The sequence below is a fragment of the Streptomyces griseocarneus genome, from assembly GCF_014655595.1.
Taxonomy (GTDB): Bacteria; Actinomycetota; Actinomycetes; order Streptomycetales; family Streptomycetaceae; genus Streptomyces; species Streptomyces griseocarneus.
Genome location: NZ_BNBL01000008.1, coordinates 277616 through 293907, shown reverse-complemented (window position 1 = coordinate 293907; position 16292 = coordinate 277616). Strand labels below are relative to the sequence as shown.

Here is a 16292-nt window from a genome sequence, read left to right as displayed (position 1 = left end):
GCGCTGCGTCACGCCGCCCTCACAACACGTTGCCCGCGGCGGCCCGCCGGCCCTCTTCGGGGCGACTACTTCACGTTCTCCTTCTCGATCTCGTCCGCCAGCTCCCCGGGCTCCCGCCCGGGCGTCGGCAGATCGAAGAAGGTGATGGCGAAACGGAAGATCGCGTAATAGACGACCGCGAAGCCCAGCCCGATCGGAATGATCAGCCACGGTTTGGTGGCCAGCCCCCAGTTGATGACGTAGTCGATCAGCCCGGCCGAGAAGCTGAAGCCGTCGTGGACCCCCAGCCCCCAGGTCAGCGCCATCGAGACGCCGGTCAGCAGGGCGTGCACCACGTACAGCAGCGGGGCGATGAAGAGGAAGGAGTACTCGATCGGCTCGGTGATGCCCGTGACGAAGGACGTCAGGCCCACCGAGAGCATCATGCCGCTCACGACCTTGCGGTGCTCCGGCCGCGCGCAGTGCGCGATGGCCAGCGCCGCGGCCGGCAGCGCGAACATCATGATGGGGAAGAAGCCGGAGGTGAACTGCCCGGCGTTCGGGTCGCCCGCCAGGAAACGGTTGATGTCGCCGTGCACCACCGTGCCGTCCGGCGTGGTGTAGGAGCCGAACTGGAACCACACGAAGACGTTCAGGAACTGGTGCAGGCCGATGACCAGCAGCGCGCGGTTGGCGACGCCGAAGATGCCCGCCCCGGTGGCGCTCAGGTCGGACAGCCACTCGCTGAAGCTCGTCAGCCAGCCGCCCACCGTCGGCCAGACCCCCAGGCACACCACGGCGAAGGCGATGCCCACGAACGCCATGATGATCGGCACGAGCCTGCGGCCGTTGAAGAAGCCCAGCCAGTCCACCAGCCTGACCCGGTGGAAGCGCTGCCAGAACCAGGCCGCCAGCAGGCCCATGACGATGCCGCCGAAGACGCCGGGGTTCTGGTACGCGGCCCCCGCCGGCTCGCCCGCCTCGGTGACGCAGACCCCGTTCAGCAGGCCGAGCGCGGTGTGCTTGGAGCCGGGCGGGCAGTTCTCGGGGAACTGGTGCAGCACCGCGTAGTAGACGAGGAACCCGGCCACCGCCGCGAGCGCCGTGGAGCCGTCCGACTTCTTCGCCATGCCGATCGCCACACCGACGGCGAACAGCAGGGGCAGGCCCAGCGAGGAGTCCAGCAGCGCCCCGCCCGCGCCGGCCATGACCTTGGCGACGTCCGTCCAGCCCAGCCCGTCCTTGCCGAACACGTCCGGCTGCCCGAGCCGGTTGAGGATGCCCGCCGCCGGGAGGACCGCGATCGGCAACTGCAGGCTGCGGCCCATCTTCTGCAGGCCCTGGAAGAGGCCGTGCATCCGCTTCCGCTCCGGCGGACGGGCCGCGGCGATCGAGCTCATCTGCGTCCTCCGGCTGCTGGCATACTGGTGTAGACCACTTGCGACGCGGTTGCGGGACTCCCGGAACGGCTGTGCCGGGTGGTCGCCATCTTTCGTTAGATGACGGACAAACGCCCGCATAGTTGGGCTATACGTGGGTTACCGTGTGAAAGCCGGTCGGCGGGATCGCCGAGGGGCTGAGACAACCAGGAGTGCACATGGCCAGCAAGGCTGAGAAGATCGTCGCCGGCCTCGGCGGCATCGACAACATCGAAGAGGTCGAGGGCTGCATCACCCGCCTCCGCACCGAGGTCGTGGACCCCTCCCTCGTCGACGAGGCCGCCCTCAAGGCCGCCGGCGCCCACGGCGTCGTGAAGATGGGCACCGCCATCCAGGTCGTCATCGGCACCGACGCCGACCCGATCGCCGGCGAGATCGAGGACATGCTGTGAGCTGAGCCCCCAGGCTCCTCACGGAGGGCCCCGTACCGGTTCAAGCCAACCGGAACGGGGCCCTCTGTTGTCCCGATAGGCTCATCACCATGTCTCGCATCGACGGCCGTACCCCCGACCAGCTCCGCCCCGTGACCATCCAGCGCGGCTGGAGCAAGCACGCCGAAGGCTCCGTCCTCGTCTCCTTCGGCGACACCAAGGTCTTCTGCACCGCCAGCGTCACCGAGGGCGTGCCCCGCTGGCGCAAGGGCTCCGGCGAGGGCTGGGTCACCGCCGAGTACGCGATGCTGCCGCGCTCCACCAACACCCGCGGCGACCGCGAGTCCGTCCGCGGCAAGATCGGCGGCCGTACGCACGAGATCTCCCGCCTCATCGGCCGCTCGCTGCGCGCCGTCATCGACTTCAAGGCCCTCGGCGAGAACACCATCGTCCTGGACTGCGACGTCCTCCAGGCCGACGGCGGCACCCGCACCGCCGCCATCACCGGCGCCTACGTCGCCCTGGCCGACGCCATCACCTGGGCCCAGGGCAAGAAGCTCATCAAGCACGGGCGCCAGCCGCTGACCGGCACCGTCTCCGCCGTCAGCGTCGGCATCGTCGGCGGGATCCCGCTGCTCGACCTCTGCTACGAGGAGGACGTCCGCGCCGAGACCGACATGAACGTCGTCTGCACCGGCGACGGCCGCTTCGTGGAGGTCCAGGGCACCGCCGAGGCGGAGCCCTTCGCCCGCGACGAGCTCAACAGCCTGCTCGACCTCGCGGTCGCCGGCTGCTCGTCCCTGGACGCCGCCCAGCGCGAGGCCCTCGCCCGCACGCTCTGACGGCCCCGGTCCCGGGGGCCGCGTCCGGTCCCCGGGATAATCGGCCCATGAAGCGCCTGATCCTCGCCACCCGCAACGCCCACAAGGTCACCGAGCTCCGCGCCATCCTGGCCGGGGCCGGCCTCGACGTCGAACTCGTCGGCGCCGACGCCTACCCCGAGATCCCGGACGTCAAGGAGACCGGCGTCACCTTCGCCGAGAACGCCCTGCTCAAGGCCCACGCCCTCGCCCGCGCCACCGGCCACCCGGCGATCGCCGACGACTCCGGCCTGTGCGTCGACGTCCTCAGCGGCGCCCCGGGCATCTTCTCGGCCCGCTGGGCGGGCCGCCACGGCGACGACAAGGCCAACCTGGACCTCCTGCTGGCCCAGCTCTCCGACATCGCCGACGAGCACCGCGGCGCCCACTTCGCCTGCGCGGCCGCGCTCGCCCTCCCGGACGGCACCGAGCGCGTCGTCGAGGGCCGCCTCGAGGGCACGCTGCGGCACGAGCCGGCGGGTTCGGGCGGCTTCGGCTACGACCCGGTCCTGCAGCCGCTGGGCGAGTCGCGCACCTGCGCGGAGCTGACGGCGGAGGAGAAGAACGCCATCAGCCACCGCGGCAAGGCCTTCCGGGCGCTGGTGCCCGTGGTGCGCGAGCTGCTGGGCTGAGACCGTACGCCGAAGGGCCGCCCCGCGACGCGCGGGACGGCCCTTCGTTCGTGTGCGGCCGGAGGGACTCGAACCCTCACGGGTGTTACCCCACTGGGACCTAAACCCAGCGTGACTGCCAATTCCACCACGGCCGCCGGTCACGGCCATCGTATCGGCCCCCAGGCGGTAGTTGGGAGGCGGTCCGGGCGGCGCGCGCCCCGCGCCGGACACCTGGCCGGGCCCCCGCGCCGCGAAGCCGGTGGGCCCCGATGGGAACGCGGAGTGCCGTTTCACCGTCACTCAGAGCGGGAGTGGACAGCCCGCGAACGAACACCCGCACGTGATCGAGGAAGAGAGCCCGATGACCGACCGCGCCGTGGCTCGTTGGGCGGGCATGCGCACCGTTGTGGCGATCCTGGCGGGAATGGCCGTGCTGGTGCTCGGCGGGGTCTGGCTGGCCAACGCCACGGACCGCGCGCACGGCGTCGACGAGGCGCCGAAGACCGCGGCCGCCCAGAAGTCACGGGCGGCGGGGCGGGAGTCGCAGGTGGAGGTCGAGGACTCGGACTCGCGCGAGGTGCCGGGAGTGCGGGACTGCGGGGTGGGGGAGCCGGTGCCGGAGCCCACGATCATCACCCTCGACTGCTCCACCGCGGGCCGCGTGGCCAGCGGCATCCAGTGGGACCAGTACACGGCGGCCGGCGCGGCCGGCAGCGGAGTGGTCCAGGTCTCCAGCGGCGCCGCGGGTGCGGCGGCGGGCAAGTCCTTCCCGGCACGGCTGCGGCTGTTCGGGCCGAAGGAGGTGGACGGTCTGGTGGCTTTCACGGCCCTCGAGGTGACGTACACGGGTGCCACCCCGAAGGGGGAGCACACCGAGGTGTTCCCGATCGCGTGATGGGTATTCGTGGCCGGATCGCGCTCGCGATCTCCTTCGTCACCGCCTTGGCCGTCGTGGTCCTCGGCGTCGCCGTGCACCACATCTCGGGCATGGAACGCGACCGGCAGGCGCTGGCCTACCAGGACGGTCTGCTCAGCTCCGCCCTGCAGATCTACCAGCGCGACGGCACCCTCGCGCTGGGCGCCCAGCTGGACGACTCCACGCTGCCGTTCCCCCTGGAGCGGGCCGTGGCCAAGGGCCAGTCGGGCACGTACATCAGCGGCGGCGACGACCCGCGCGTGTGGGCCGCGACGCCGGTCGGCGACGACAAGGTGCTGTCGATCTCCGCGTCGTACCCCGACCGCGACCCGCTGCAGGCCGCGCTGGACAAGGCGCTGGTGGTGGCCGGCGCGGCGACGGTGGCCCTGATGGCGGTGGTGGCGTGGTTCGTCGCGCAGAGCCTGTCGCGGCGGCTGCGGCTCAGCGCCGCGGCGGCCCGGCGGATCGCCTCCGGCGAGGCGCCCGACGCGGACGCGCTGCACGCCGGCGGCCGGGACGAGGTCGCCGAGCTGGGCCGGTCGGTGCACCACATGGCCATGTCGCTGGCGGCGCGGGTGTCGGCGGAGCGGCAGTTCACGGCGGACGTGGCGCACGAGCTGCGCACCCCGGTCGCGGGGCTCGTGGCGTCCGCGGAGCTGCTGCCGCACCCGCGCGCCGTGGAGATGGTGCAGGAGCGCGCGCAGACGATGCGCGCGCTGGTGGAGGACCTGCTCGAGGTCTCCCGGCTGGACGCCGGGGTGGAGAGCGCCCAGCTCGAGGCGGTGGAGCTGCCCTCGCTGGTGCACGGCATCGTCAAGCGGGCGCGCGGCCAGCGCGGCGTGAACGACGTGGCCGTCGAGGTGATCGGCGAGGGCCGGATCGTGGTCACCGACGCCCGCCGGGTGGAGCGCATCCTGGTCAACATCCTCGCCAACGCCGCCAAGCACGGCCGCCCCCCGATCGAGATCACCGTGGAGGGCACCCGGATCGTGGTCCGCGACCACGGCGACGGCTTCCCGCCGGGCCTGGTGGACCAGGGGCCGCGCCGGTTCCGCACGGCCGCGCCGGAGCGCGGCACGGGCCACGGCCTGGGGCTGACGATCGCGGTGGGCCAGGCGGCGGTGCTCGGGGCGCGGCTGGCGTTCGGGGAGGCGAGGGGCGGCGGCGCCCAGGCCGTCCTCGACCTGCCGGAGGCCGAGGACGAGAACGAGCCCGAGCAGGCGCCGTGCCCGCGGGCCGTTACAGCCCCAGGTCCTTGATGATCTTCGCGACGTGGCCGGTGGCCTTGACGTTGTAGAGGGCGCGCTCGACCTTGCCCTCCTCGTCGACGACGACGGTCGAGCGGATGACGCCGGTGACCGTCTTGCCGTACAGCTTCTTCTCGCCGAAGGCGCCGTAGGCCTCGAGGACCTTCTTGTCCGGGTCGCCGACGAGCGTGACCTTCAGGCTCTCCGCCTCGCGGAACTTCGCGAGCTTCTCCGGCTTGTCCGGGGAGACGCCGATGACGTCGTAGTCGTGGCCGGCGAGGAAGTCGAGGTTGTCGGTGAAGTCGCAGGCCTGCTTGGTGCAGCCCGGGGTGAGGGCGGCGGGGTAGAAGTAGACGATGACCTTGCGGCCCCGGTAGTCGGCGAGCGACACCTGCTTGCCGTCCGCGTCGGGCAGGGTGAAGGCGGGGGCGGTCTCGCCGGGCTGCAGTCGCTCGCTCATGGCTCTCCTCGACAGATCGTGGTTACGGTCCCGAGGGTAGTCAGGTCACGGATCGGGGGTGCCGCGGGGCGCTGGGCCGGGGCAGCTGACAGACTGTAGTCATCACTCTTCATCATTCTTATCGACGAGACGGAGGCAGCGCGGTGGCGGAAGCCAGGACCCCTGCGCAGATCGAGGCGGACATCGCCCGCCGGCGACAGGAGCTCGCCGTGACGCTCGACGAGATCGGTGTGCGGATGCACCCGAAGACGATCATCGGTGACGCCAAGGCGAAGGTCGCCTCCAAGGTGGACCACACGGCCGGCCGCGCCTACGTGGCGGCCAACCGCGTCGTCTCCGAGGTGCGCTCCCGCTTCACCACCGAGGACGGCTCCCCGCGCCTGGAGAGGATCGTTCCGGTGGCCATGCTGGCCGTGGGCGTCGTGGGGCTGCTGGCCGCCTCCTCGAAGTCCTCCCGGAAGTCCTCCGGCCGCCGGAAGCGCTAGGGCGTGTCCGATGGGTCGGCACGAGCCCTGCGACGCCTGGCACGGCACCTCGCCGCGTTGTCGCATCACCCGAGTACGCCCAGTACGCGGGAGATGCTCCGCCTTGCGATGCACCGCACCAGACGCCGCAGGACCCGCACCGACCCATCGGACACGCCCTAGGCGGCGGTGACCGGTTCGGGCCGGATGACGGCCCTGTGGCCTCGCTCCCGCGCCCGGGCAGGTACCGTCTTCGCGTGAGTACGAACACCAGCCACGACAAGCTGCCCATCCGGATGCTCCACGACCGCGTGCTGGTCCGGACCGACATCCCCGAGGGCGAGCGCCGGTCCACCGGCGGCATCGTCATCCCGGCGACGGCGGCGGTGGGCCGCAGGCTGGCCTGGGCCGAGGTCGTCGCGGTCGGGCAGAGCGTGCGCACGGTCGAGCCGGGCGACCGGGTGCTCTACGACCCGGAGGACCGCGCCGAGGTCGAGGTCCGCGGGGTCGCGTACGTCCTGATGCGCGAGCGGGACCTGCACGCGGTGGCGGCGGAGCGCCTGGAGGGGTCCGAGGACTCCACGGGTCTCTACCTCTGACGGACGTCCCCGTCCGTCCCCTTTTTCACGTTCACCCTTTTTGATACGGTCGTCATACCCGACGAGACGCGCCGTACCGGGTCAGGACAAGACGACGCACCCCTGGAAGTCGTTTCCACCGGAGGTGCCGTCATGGCATGGGTCCTGCTCGCCGTCGCCGGTCTGCTCGAGGTCGGCTGGGCGATCGGCATGAAGTTCACCGAGGGTTTCACGCGGCTGTGGCCGAGCGTGTTCACCGTCGCCGGCATCGTCGCCAGCATGCTGCTGCTGGCGCAGGCCGCGAAGACGCTCCCCATCGGCACGGCCTACGGAGTGTGGGTCGGCATCGGCGCGGCCGGTGCGGCGGTGCTCGGCATGACCGTGCTCGGCGAGCCGGTGACCGCCGCCCGCGTCCTGTTCATCACCCTGTTGCTGGTGGCCGTGGTGGGCCTGAAGGCCACCTCCGGCCACTGAGGCGGCCCGGCGTCAGTAGTCGTACCCCAGGAGGTCGCCGGCGCCCCGGCGCTCCGACGGACGCCGCTCCTTGTCGTTCGGCGGACCGAACGTGGGCAGTCCCGGCGGCGTCGGGAAGCCCGGCGGGGTGACCGGCGGAACCGTGAACTCCGGTGGCTGCGGCGGGCCCTCGGTGGTCGGCGGGGTGAACGGCGGGGCCGTCGTCGGCGGGGCGGTGGTCTCCGTCGGCGGAGCCGACGTCGGGGACGGCTCGGGGGGCGGCGCCACCGCGCCGCTCTGCAGCTCCAGGTCGAAGTCGGTGGCCTCGGTGCCCTCCAGCGCGTCGGCGGTGTAGGCCGCCCAGATCCGCGCGGGGTAGTCGCCGCCGTTCATGCGGGGCTCCCCGGCGGCCCCGTACAGCGGCTTCTGGTCGCCCGTGTCGGGGTCCTGGCCCATCACCGCCACGACGGTCGCCAGGTCGGGGGTGTAGCCCGCGAACCAGGCGGCCTTGTCCTCCTCGGCCGTGCCCGTCTTGCCCGCCGCCGGGCGTCCCGCGGCCTGGGCCCTGCGGCCGGTGCCGCTCTCCACGACGCTCTGCAGGATCGAGGTCGTGGTGTCGGCGGCCTCGCGCGTCACCACCGGCTTGACCTCCTTGCCGTCCGGCAGCTGGATGTCCTCGCCGGACTTGGCCACCGACTCCACCAGCGTGTACGGGCCGTGCCGGCCGTGGTTGGCGAGCGTCGCGTAGGCCTGGGTCATGTCCAGGACGCTGGCGGTGGCCACACCGAGCGCGATGGAGGGGGTGGCGGTCAGGTCGGGCGTCCGGGCGGGGATGCCGAGGGCGATGGCGGTGTCCTTGACCTTGGCCGGGCCGACGTCCTGGGCCATCTGCGCGTACACGGAGTTCACCGACAGGTCGGTGGCCTTGGTGACGGTGATCGGGCCGTAGGACCGGCCGTCCTCGTTCTCCGGCGCGTAGCCGACGGGACCGCCGCTGCCCTGCACCGGACGCCTGTTGGTGCCGTCGTAGATCGTGTACGGCGTGATCAGGCGCCCCTGCTGGGTGGTCGAGTCGTTGTCGACGGCCGAGGTGAAGACGAACGGCTTGAACGTGGAACCGACTTGGTAGTCGCGCCGGGTGGCGTTGTTGACGTACTGCTTGGTGTAGTCGATGCCGCCGTAGAGGGCGACGACCTTGCCGGTCCTCGGGTCGATGGAGGCGCCGCCGGCCCGTACGTACCGGTCGACCTTGCGGTCGTCGCTGAGGTCGTCCATCAGCTGCCGGCGCACCGCACTGACGAAGGCGTCCTGCTTCTTCCGGTCGATCGTCGTGGTGATGCGGTAGCCGCCGGCCGCCAGCGTCGTCTCGTCGATGATCTTGTTGCTGGTCAGGTAGTCCTTGACGGCCTCCACGAGGTAGCCGCGCTGTCCCGTCATGCTCAGCCGCGGCTTGGTCTTGCCGGGCGAGGGGAACGTCATCCGCGCGCGCTCGTCCTGCCCGAGCCACTTCTTCTTCAGCATGCCGTCGAGGACGTAGTTCCAGCGGGCCAGCGCCCGCGGCTTGTTCTCGGGGTGCGCGCCGACGTCGTAGGCGCTGGGGGCGTTGAGGAGGGTGGCGAGGTAGGCGCCCTCGGCGGTGGTGAGCTTGTCGGAGTCCTTGCCGTAGTACGCCTGGGAGGCGGCCTGGATGCCGTAGGCGTTGCGCCCGAAGTAGCTGGTGTTGAGGTAGCCCTCGAGGATGTCGTTCTTGCTCTCCTCGCGGTCCAGCTTGATGGCGATGAAGAACTCCTTCACCTTGCGGCTGATGGTCTGTTCCTGGCCGAGGTAGTAGTTCTTCACGTACTGCTGGGTGATCGTCGAACCGGACTGCTTCCCCTTGCCGGTGACGGTGTTCCAGGCGGCGCGCAGCATCGCCTCGGGATTGACGGCGGACTCGGAGTAGAAGTCGCGGTCCTCAGCGGCGAGGACGGCGTGCTGGACGTCCTTGGGCACGCGGCTGAGCCCCACGCTCTCGCGGTTGACCTCGCCGTCGCGGGCGAGCTGGGAGCCGTCGGCGTAGAGGAAGACGTTGCTCTCGGCGACGGCGGCCTTGTTGGCCGGGGGGATGTCGACCAGCAGATAGCCGGCGACCAGTCCGCCCACGACCAGCAGGACGATCAGGAGGAATCCCCCGAGCACCATGCGCCAGGTGGGCAGGAGCCGGCGCGGGCCCGTGCGCCGGGGACGGCCCCGCCCGCCGGGCGCGCCGGGGGCCGCGGCCGCCTCCCCCCGCGGTGCCCAACGGGGCGGCGCGTGGCCAGCACCGGCGGACCGCTGCTGTGACTGCTCGTCGCTCATGTCTCCAGGGACTCCTCGGCCGCCGCCGGGGTTGTGCGGCCACGGCGGAGCAGTGTCGGGTCGGGCGGTTCCGAACTGCGTCGTACGCCCCGAAAGACACTGTCGCATCAAGCGTTCCGGCTGAAGGTCCCAGCGCACGTTTGACAGCGCCGTAAGGGCCGTTCAGGCCAGCCCGACCACTCCATGGGGTGAAATTCCGTGGTTCCCGGACGATATGTACGGCTAGGCTCGTGCGCTTCGGCGACGACGAGGGGGAGCGCGGGATGCGGCTGTACGCGGCCGTCGCGGTCGGCGGCTTCCGGCGGTACGCGACGTACCGGACGGCCACCGCCGCCGGGGTGTTCACCAATACGGTCTTCGGCTTTATCGTCGCCTACACCTACATCGCCCTGTGGAACGAACGGCCGCACCTGGGCGGCTACGACCGGTCGCAGGCGCTGACGTTCGTCTGGGTCAGCCAGGCGCTGCTGGCCTGTGCCTCGCTCCTCGGCGGCGGCTTCCAGGAGGAGCTCCAGGACCGCATCCGCTCCGGTGACATCGCCGTCGACCTCTACCGGCCGGTGGACCTGCAGATGTGGTGGCTGGCGAGCGACCTGGGACGCGCGCTCTTCCAGCTGCTGGGACGCGGGGTGGTGCCCCTGGCCGTCGGCGCCCTCGCCTTCGAACTGGCCCTCCCCGGCGATGTGGTGACCTGGCTGTCCTTCCTGCTGTCGGTCCTCCTGGGCGTCGTCGTGAGCTTCGCGCTGCGCTATCTGGTGGCGCTGTGCGCCTTCTGGCTCCTCGACGGCTCGGGGGTGGGCACGCTGAGCGCCCTGCTGTGCATGTTCTTCTCCGGGACGCTGCTGCCCCTGAACGTCTTCCCCGGCGCCTTCGGCGAGGTCGCGCGGACGCTGCCGTGGGCGGCCATGCTGCAGGTGCCCGTGGACGTCCTCCTGGGGCGGCACCACGGGGCGGGGCTCGCCGTGGCGCTGGCCTTCCAGGCGGCGTGGGCGGCGGTCCTGCTCGCGGCGGGACGGGTGCTGCAGTCGGCGGCGACGCGCAAGGTGGTGGTCCAGGGTGGCTGACGCCCGCGCGCGCCGGTGGGGCGACGGACTGCGCTCCTACGGCCTCATCGTGGGGATGTGGGTCCGCTCGACGATGGCCTACCGCCTGTCCTTCGTGATGATGACCGCCGGCAACTTCGCCGCCACCGCGCTCGACTTCGTGGCCATCGCCATCATGTTCTCGCACGTCGACGCGCTCGGCGGGTTCTCCCTTCCCGAAGTGGCCTTCCTCTACGGCACCACGAGCACCGCCTTCGGCCTCGCCGACCTGGCCCTCGGCAACATGGACCGCCTCGGCCGGCGGGTGCGCGACGGCACGCTGGACGTGCTCCTGACGCGCCCGGTGCCCGTCCTCGCCCAGGTGGCCGCCGACCGCTTCGCGCTGCGGCGGCTGGGCCGGCTCAGCCAGGGGGTGCTGCTGCTGGCCTGGTCGCTGACGCGCCTCGACGTCGACTGGACGCCGACGGCGGTGGCGCTCGTCCCCCTGATGCTCGTCAGCGGAGCGGTGATCTTCGGGGCGGTCTTCGTCGCCGGCGCGGCGTTCCAGTTCCGGGCCGACGACGCCTCGGAGATACAGAACGCCTTCACCTACGGCGGGACGACGCTGCTGCAGTACCCGCCCACGGTCTTCGCCACCGACCTGGTGCGCGGTGTCACGTTCGTCGTCCCGCTCGCCTTCGTCAACTGGCTGCCGGCGCTGCGCGTCCTGGGCCGCGACGACCCGCTGCGGCTGCCGGCCTGGGTCGACTTCGCCTCGCCCCTGGTGGCGCTCGTGTGCTGCGTGGCGGCCGGGCTGGCGTGGCGGACGGGACTGCGGAGCTATCGGAGTACGGGGAGTTGACGACGGTGGACGGATTCATCGAGCTCGACGACGTGCGGAAGGTCTTCGACATCCGCCGCAGGACGGGCTTCCTGCGCCGGGAGCGGCACCAGGTGCGGGCCGTGGACGGCATCAGCTTCAGCGTGCCGCGCGGCGAGATGGTCGGCTACATCGGCCCCAACGGCGCCGGGAAGTCCACCACCATCAAGATGCTCACCGGCATCCTCACGCCCAGCGGCGGACGCCTGCGCGTCGCGGGCGTCGACCCCTCCCGCGACCGGACGGGTCTGGCGCGCCGCATCGGCGTGGTCTTCGGGCAGCGCACCACCCTGTGGTGGGACCTTCCCCTGCGCGACTCCTACGGCCTGGTGCGCCGCATGTACCGCGTCCCCGAGGCCCGTTACCGCGCCAACCTCGAGCGCTGTGTGGAACTGCTCGACCTCGGCGGGCTGCTGGACGTGCCCGTGCGGCAGCTCTCGCTCGGCCAGCGGATGCGCGGGGACATCGCGGCGGCGCTGCTGCACGACCCGGAGGTGCTCTACCTCGACGAGCCGACCATCGGCCTCGACGTGGTGAGCAAGGCGAAGGTCCGGGAGTTCCTGCGGGAGGTGAACGCCGAGCGCGGGACGACCGTCGTGCTCACCACGCACGACCTGACGGACATCGAGCAGCTCTGCAAGCGGGTGATGGTCATCGACCACGGCCGGCTCGTGTACGACGGCGGGCTGGACGGGCTGCACGCGGTGGGGGAGAGCGAGCGGATGCTCGTGGTCGACCTGGAACATGAGATTCCGCCCATCGCCGGAGTGCCGGGGGCGCGCACGGTGAAGGTCGAAGGGCCGCGCCAGTGGCTGGCGTTCGCCGCGACCAGCAGCGCGGCCCCGATCGTGGCGGCGGTGGCCGGGCGGTATCCGCTGGTGGACCTGTCGGTGCGCGAGCCCGACATCGAGGAGGTCATCGCCCGGATGTACGCCGAACGGCCGACGCCGTAGGCCCTTACGCTGGTCGCCATGATGAGCGAGCTTCCTGAGATGCGGGCCTCGGACGCGGAGCGCGAGCGGATCGCCGAGGCCCTGCGCGAGGCCGTCGCCGAGGGGCGGCTGGACATGGAGGAGTTCGAGGAGAGGCTGGACGCCGCCTACAAGGCCCGTACCCACGCCGATCTGGAACCGCTCGTGAGGGACCTGCCGATGCCCTCCCGGACGGCCGCCGGGGCCGCCGAGCCGGCCGCGGAGGGCTGGGCCGGGCGGATCGGCGGGCGGGCGACGTCCAAGGGCGCCGTGGGCATCATGGGCGGCTTCCAGCGCCGCGGCGCATGGACCGTCCCCCGCACGTTCACCGCGTTCACCTTCTGGGGCGGCGGCGAGATCGACCTGCGCGAGGCGCGGTTCGAGGACCGCGACGTGGTCATCCGCTGCATCGCCGTCATGGGCGGCATGCAGGTCACCGTCCCGCCGGAGCTCGAGGTGCACGTCGGCGGCGTCGGCATCATGGGCGCCTTCGACGACAAGGCCTCCGGCCCGGGCACCCCGGGATCCCCCAGGGTGCACGTCACCGGCTTCGCCTTCTGGGGCGGCGTCGGCGTCGACCGGAAGCTGCCGAAGGCCGAGCGGAAGCGGCTGCGGGAGGAGCGGCGCGAGGAGCGCCGCCTGGGCCGCGAGGAGCGCCGGAGCGGCCGCAAGTCGCTGGAGTGATCGTTTCAGCGGCCTGCTTCGTCCGAGTGATCGTTTCTCCGGACGGCCGCACAGGCGCCTTCGCCGCACAGGAACCTTCGCCGCGCCCGCGGCTCACAGCGCGGCGGCGACCGGCCGGCTCTTGAGCGCTTCGAGGTCCAGGGCGTCGGCCATCGCGCGGTAGCCGGCGTCGCTGGGGTGCAGATGGTCGCCGCAGTCGTACGCCGGGAGGAGCCGCTGCGGGTTGGCGGGATCGCGCAGCGCCAGGTCGAAGTCGACCACGTCGTCGAAGACGCGTCCGGCGCGGATCTCGGCGTTCACGCCCTGCCGCACGATCTCCTGCTCCGGCACGACGCCCTTGTGGCCGTCGATGGGCGTCAGCGTGGAGCCCACGACGCGCACCCCGCGCGCGTGCGCACGCTCCACCAGCTGCCGCAGCCCCGCCGTGATCCGGGCCGGGTCGGTCTGCTTCGGGCGGCGCAGGATGTCGTTGACGCCCAGTTCGACGACCACGGCCCGCACGCCCGCCCGGGACAGCACGTCACGGTCGAAGCGCTCCAGGGCGCTGGGGTTGTTGACCGGGGAGGCGCCCTGGCCGCCGAGCAGGATCCGGTTGCCGCTGATGCCCTGGTTCAGCACGCCGTAGCGCGGGGCGTCGGGCTCGGAGCGCAGCCGGGCGGCCAGGAAGTCGGTCCAGCGGCGGTTGGCCCCCACGGTGGAGGACACGCCGTCGGTGATGGAGTCGCCGATGGCCACGACCGAACCGCGCGCCTCGGTGCTCCAGACGTCGACGGCGGTGACGTAGCGCCAGTAGGGGCTCTTGGTGGTGTACGAACCGGCGTCGGTGTCCTCGACCCGGTCGCCGTCCGCGAGGTAGGCGGTCTGGCGGGCGTACGGGTGAATGGTGACCGGGCCCGAGGGCGTGGGGGAGTAGGTGGTCACCATCAGGTCGGCCGCGTAGCCGACGGAGAGCCGGACGGGGTCGCTGACGGTGGCCCGGCCGGCCGGGATGGTCACCGTGCCCCGCCCGCCGAAGGTGAGCGCGCGCATGCTGCCGGGCACGGCGGCCGGGCCGCCCGGCGTCGCGGCGAGGGCCAGGGAGGCGTGGCTGATGGTCAGCGGCGTGGTGCCGAAGAGGTTGGACAGGTGCACGCGGGCACTGCCGCCGGCGAGCGTGGTGTGCAGCACGTTGCGGATCGAGCGGCCCGGAAGCCCCTGGGCGGTGCCCGTCTCGGCCGCCGCGGGGGAGGTGGACCAGGCACCCACCCAGCCGCCCGTGGCCGCCGGCGCGGCGGAGCGCCGGGCCTCGTGGGTCCGGTCCGCGGGCCGGTCGCCGGACCCGCCGGCGGTGAGGAATATCGCGGTCGAGACGGCGATCACCACGCCCGCCAAGGACGCGAGCACGGCGTACGCGGCGCCGTGCGGCAGGGGTGACCTCTTCATGGGCGGTTGTCTCCTGGGGACTGCGGAGCGTGTGGCTCCGGGCCGGCCTGGCGGCCTGGGGGGGGCGAGAGCCACGCAGCACGTGCTCGTGACATGTCAGCTGCGACTTGTCAGACGCGGGGAACTCTTCGTCCGTTCCCCTGGTAGGCCGGGTAGGGACAATGCACGTGAGGACAGCCGGAACGGGTGGTGCGGATGAAACGGTCCCATGGACAGGATTCGGCTGCCGCCGGTGGCGGCGCGATTGCCGCCGATGGAGTGATGCCCGCCGCGCCCGGCGGCTTCACCTACAGCGCGGCGGACGCCGAGAAGCAGCGCGGCGTACGCCGGATGAAGCTGCTCGCCACGGGCCTGCTGCTCGCCGTCGCGGCCGTCTACGCGCTCGCCACGTGGGGCCGGACGGCGGGGTGGGGCGGCGGCTGGGCCGGCTTCGTCGCGGCGGCCGCCGAGGCGGGCATGGTCGGCGCGCTCGCCGACTGGTTCGCCGTCACCGCGCTCTTCCGGCGGCCCATGGGCCTGCCGATCCCGCACACGGCCATCATCCCGACCAAGAAGGACCAGCTCGGGCAGAACCTCGGCGACTTCGTCGGCGAGAACTTCCTCTCGGGCGAGGTGGTGCGGCAGCGGCTGCGCTCCGTCGGCATCGGCTCCCGGCTCGGTGCCTGGCTGGCCGAACCGGAGCACGCCGACCGGGTGACCGCCGAGCTCGCCACCGCGCTGCGCGGCGCCCTGACGGTCCTGCGCGACGCCGACGTCCAGGCGGTCGTCGGCGAGGCCATCACCCGGCGGGCCGACGCGGCCGAGATCGCGCCGGGGATCGGCACGATGCTCGAGAGGATCGTCGCCGACGGGGGCCACCACAAGGCGGTGGACCTGGTGTGCGTACGGGCCCACGACTGGCTCGTCACCCACAGCGACTCGGTGATGTCGGCCGTCACCGGCGGGGCCCCCGGCTGGACGCCGCGCTTCGTGGACCGCAAGGTCGGCGAGCGGGTCTACAAGGAGCTGCTCCGCTTCGTGACGGAGATGCGCGACATGCCCGAGCATCCGGCGCGCGGTGCCGTCGACCGCTTCCTCGCCGACTTCGCCCGTGACCTGAAGTCCGACGACGACACACGCGCGCGTGTCGAGCGGCTGAAGTCCGAGGTGCTCGGCCGGGGCGAGGTGCAGGACATCATCGCCTCGGCGTGGTCGTCCGTGCGCGCGATGATGGTGGCCGCGGCGGAGGACGAGCGCAGCGAGCTGCGGACGCGCACGCGCGCCTCGATCCTCTCCCTGGGCGACCGGATGACCGGCGACGAGCGGCTGCGGCAGAAGGTCGACGGCTGGCTGGAGGACGCGGCCGTCTATGTGGTGACGACCTATCGGGACGAGATCACCGCGCTGATCACCGACACGGTGGCCGGCTGGGACGCGGAGCACACCTCCCGCAAGATCGAGGCCCACATCGGCCGGGACCTGCAGTTCATCCGGATCAACGGCACGGTGGTGGGCGCGCTGGCGGGGCTGGTGATCTACACGGTCTCCTGGCTGTCGGGGGCGTAGGGGGCAGCGCGGCGGCGGACCCCGGGGCGGAGGCCGGAATCCGGGGCGCA

At 72.2% G+C, this 16292-nt stretch carries 17 protein-coding genes, 1 tRNA gene and 1 riboswitch; of the genes, 13 read left to right on the top strand and 5 right to left on the bottom strand.

Translation table 11 applies throughout. The annotated features are described in order from the left end of the window. Positions 1-65: 65 nt before the first annotated feature. Positions 66-1379 (bottom strand): PTS transporter subunit EIIC, encoded by a 1314-nt coding sequence (locus IE295_RS21780; RefSeq protein ID WP_190065376.1) that lies wholly within the window; start codon positions 1377-1379, stop codon positions 66-68. 197 nt (positions 1380-1576) lie between these two features. Here IE295_RS21780 and IE295_RS21775 point away from each other — a divergent pair, with 197 nt between their 5' ends. The 3 genes from IE295_RS21775 to rdgB all read left to right on the top strand — a co-directional run bounded on the left by IE295_RS21775 (position 1577) and on the right by rdgB (position 3281). Next, entirely contained in the window at positions 1577-1810 is a 234-nt protein-coding gene (locus IE295_RS21775) for a PTS sugar transporter subunit IIB (protein ID WP_190065375.1), read from the top strand. Positions 1811-1899: 89 nt separating this feature from the next. After that, a complete protein-coding gene (rph, locus tag IE295_RS21770; RefSeq protein ID WP_190065374.1) occupies positions 1900-2631 on the top strand; it encodes a ribonuclease PH in 732 nt (243 codons plus the stop codon). Between the two features lie 47 nt (positions 2632-2678). Next, the gene (rdgB, locus tag IE295_RS21765) at positions 2679-3281 is read left to right on the top strand and encodes an RdgB/HAM1 family non-canonical purine NTP pyrophosphatase (protein ID WP_190065373.1); all 603 of its coding nucleotides are present in this window, start codon (positions 2679-2681) and stop codon (positions 3279-3281) included. A gap of 53 nt (positions 3282-3334) precedes the next feature. On the opposite strand, the gene IE295_RS21760 is transcribed toward rdgB, so the two are convergent. Then, a tRNA-Leu gene (locus IE295_RS21760) sits at positions 3335-3418 on the bottom strand. Positions 3419-3624: 206 nt separating this feature from the next. Between IE295_RS21760 and IE295_RS21755 the strand changes: the two genes are divergently transcribed. Then, positions 3625-4158, top strand: coding sequence for a hypothetical protein (locus tag IE295_RS21755; protein WP_190065372.1), 534 nt, complete (start codon positions 3625-3627; stop codon positions 4156-4158). Next, entirely contained in the window at positions 4158-5438 is a 1281-nt protein-coding gene (locus IE295_RS21750; RefSeq protein WP_190065445.1) for a sensor histidine kinase, read from the top strand. The genes IE295_RS21755 and IE295_RS21750 overlap by 1 nt, the downstream gene beginning before the upstream one ends. Here IE295_RS21750 and bcp read toward each other — a convergent pair. Continuing rightward, the gene (bcp, locus tag IE295_RS21745; RefSeq protein ID WP_190065371.1) at positions 5419-5886 is read right to left on the bottom strand and encodes a thioredoxin-dependent thiol peroxidase; all 468 of its coding nucleotides are present in this window, start codon (positions 5884-5886) and stop codon (positions 5419-5421) included. The genes IE295_RS21750 and bcp overlap by 20 nt on opposite strands. A gap of 143 nt (positions 5887-6029) precedes the next feature. On the opposite strand from bcp, the gene IE295_RS21740 reads away from it, so the two are divergent. The 3 genes from IE295_RS21740 (at position 6030) to IE295_RS21730 (ending at position 7402) form a co-directional block, all read left to right on the top strand. After that, positions 6030-6371, top strand: a complete 342-nt coding sequence (locus tag IE295_RS21740) for a DUF3618 domain-containing protein (protein WP_190065370.1) — start codon at positions 6030-6032, stop codon at positions 6369-6371. Positions 6372-6646: 275 nt separating this feature from the next. After that, positions 6647-6949, top strand: a complete 303-nt coding sequence (locus IE295_RS21735) for a GroES family chaperonin (protein WP_048831771.1) — start codon at positions 6647-6649, stop codon at positions 6947-6949. A 36-nt stretch (positions 6950-6985) separates the two neighbouring features. Next, a riboswitch (guanidine-III (ykkC-III) riboswitch) is annotated at positions 6986-7050 on the top strand. 31 nt (positions 7051-7081) lie between these two features. After that, a complete protein-coding gene (locus IE295_RS21730) occupies positions 7082-7402 on the top strand; it encodes a DMT family transporter (protein WP_086572728.1) in 321 nt (106 codons plus the stop codon). A gap of 12 nt (positions 7403-7414) precedes the next feature. Here the strand turns inward: IE295_RS21730 and IE295_RS21725 are convergent, their stop codons facing one another. Beyond that, entirely contained in the window at positions 7415-9718 is a 2304-nt protein-coding gene (locus IE295_RS21725) for a transglycosylase domain-containing protein (RefSeq protein ID WP_190065369.1), read from the bottom strand. Positions 9719-9981: 263 nt separating this feature from the next. On the opposite strand from IE295_RS21725, the gene IE295_RS21720 reads away from it, so the two are divergent. The 4 genes from IE295_RS21720 to IE295_RS21705 are packed head-to-tail and all read left to right on the top strand — an operon-like array spanning position 9982 to position 13275. Beyond that, positions 9982-10782, top strand: coding sequence for an ABC transporter permease (locus IE295_RS21720; protein ID WP_190065444.1), 801 nt, complete (start codon positions 9982-9984; stop codon positions 10780-10782). A 55-nt stretch (positions 10783-10837) separates the two neighbouring features. Next, the gene (locus IE295_RS21715) at positions 10838-11602 is read left to right on the top strand and encodes an ABC transporter permease (protein WP_190065443.1); all 765 of its coding nucleotides are present in this window, start codon (positions 10838-10840) and stop codon (positions 11600-11602) included. Beyond that, positions 11599-12573, top strand: a complete 975-nt coding sequence (locus IE295_RS21710; RefSeq protein ID WP_190065368.1) for an ABC transporter ATP-binding protein — start codon at positions 11599-11601, stop codon at positions 12571-12573. Before IE295_RS21715 ends, IE295_RS21710 begins: the two co-directional genes overlap by 4 nt. A gap of 21 nt (positions 12574-12594) precedes the next feature. Continuing rightward, positions 12595-13275: a DUF1707 SHOCT-like domain-containing protein gene (locus IE295_RS21705; RefSeq protein ID WP_224323515.1), complete on the top strand. Its 681-nt coding sequence runs from the start codon at positions 12595-12597 to the stop codon at positions 13273-13275. Positions 13276-13368: 93 nt separating this feature from the next. On the opposite strand, the gene IE295_RS21700 is transcribed toward IE295_RS21705, so the two are convergent. Then, the gene (locus IE295_RS21700; RefSeq protein ID WP_190065366.1) at positions 13369-14697 is read right to left on the bottom strand and encodes an SGNH/GDSL hydrolase family protein; all 1329 of its coding nucleotides are present in this window, start codon (positions 14695-14697) and stop codon (positions 13369-13371) included. 261 nt (positions 14698-14958) lie between these two features. On the opposite strand from IE295_RS21700, the gene IE295_RS21695 reads away from it, so the two are divergent. After that, entirely contained in the window at positions 14959-16242 is a 1284-nt protein-coding gene (locus tag IE295_RS21695) for a DUF445 domain-containing protein (RefSeq protein WP_224323514.1), read from the top strand. Positions 16243-16292: the final 50 nt, after the last annotated feature.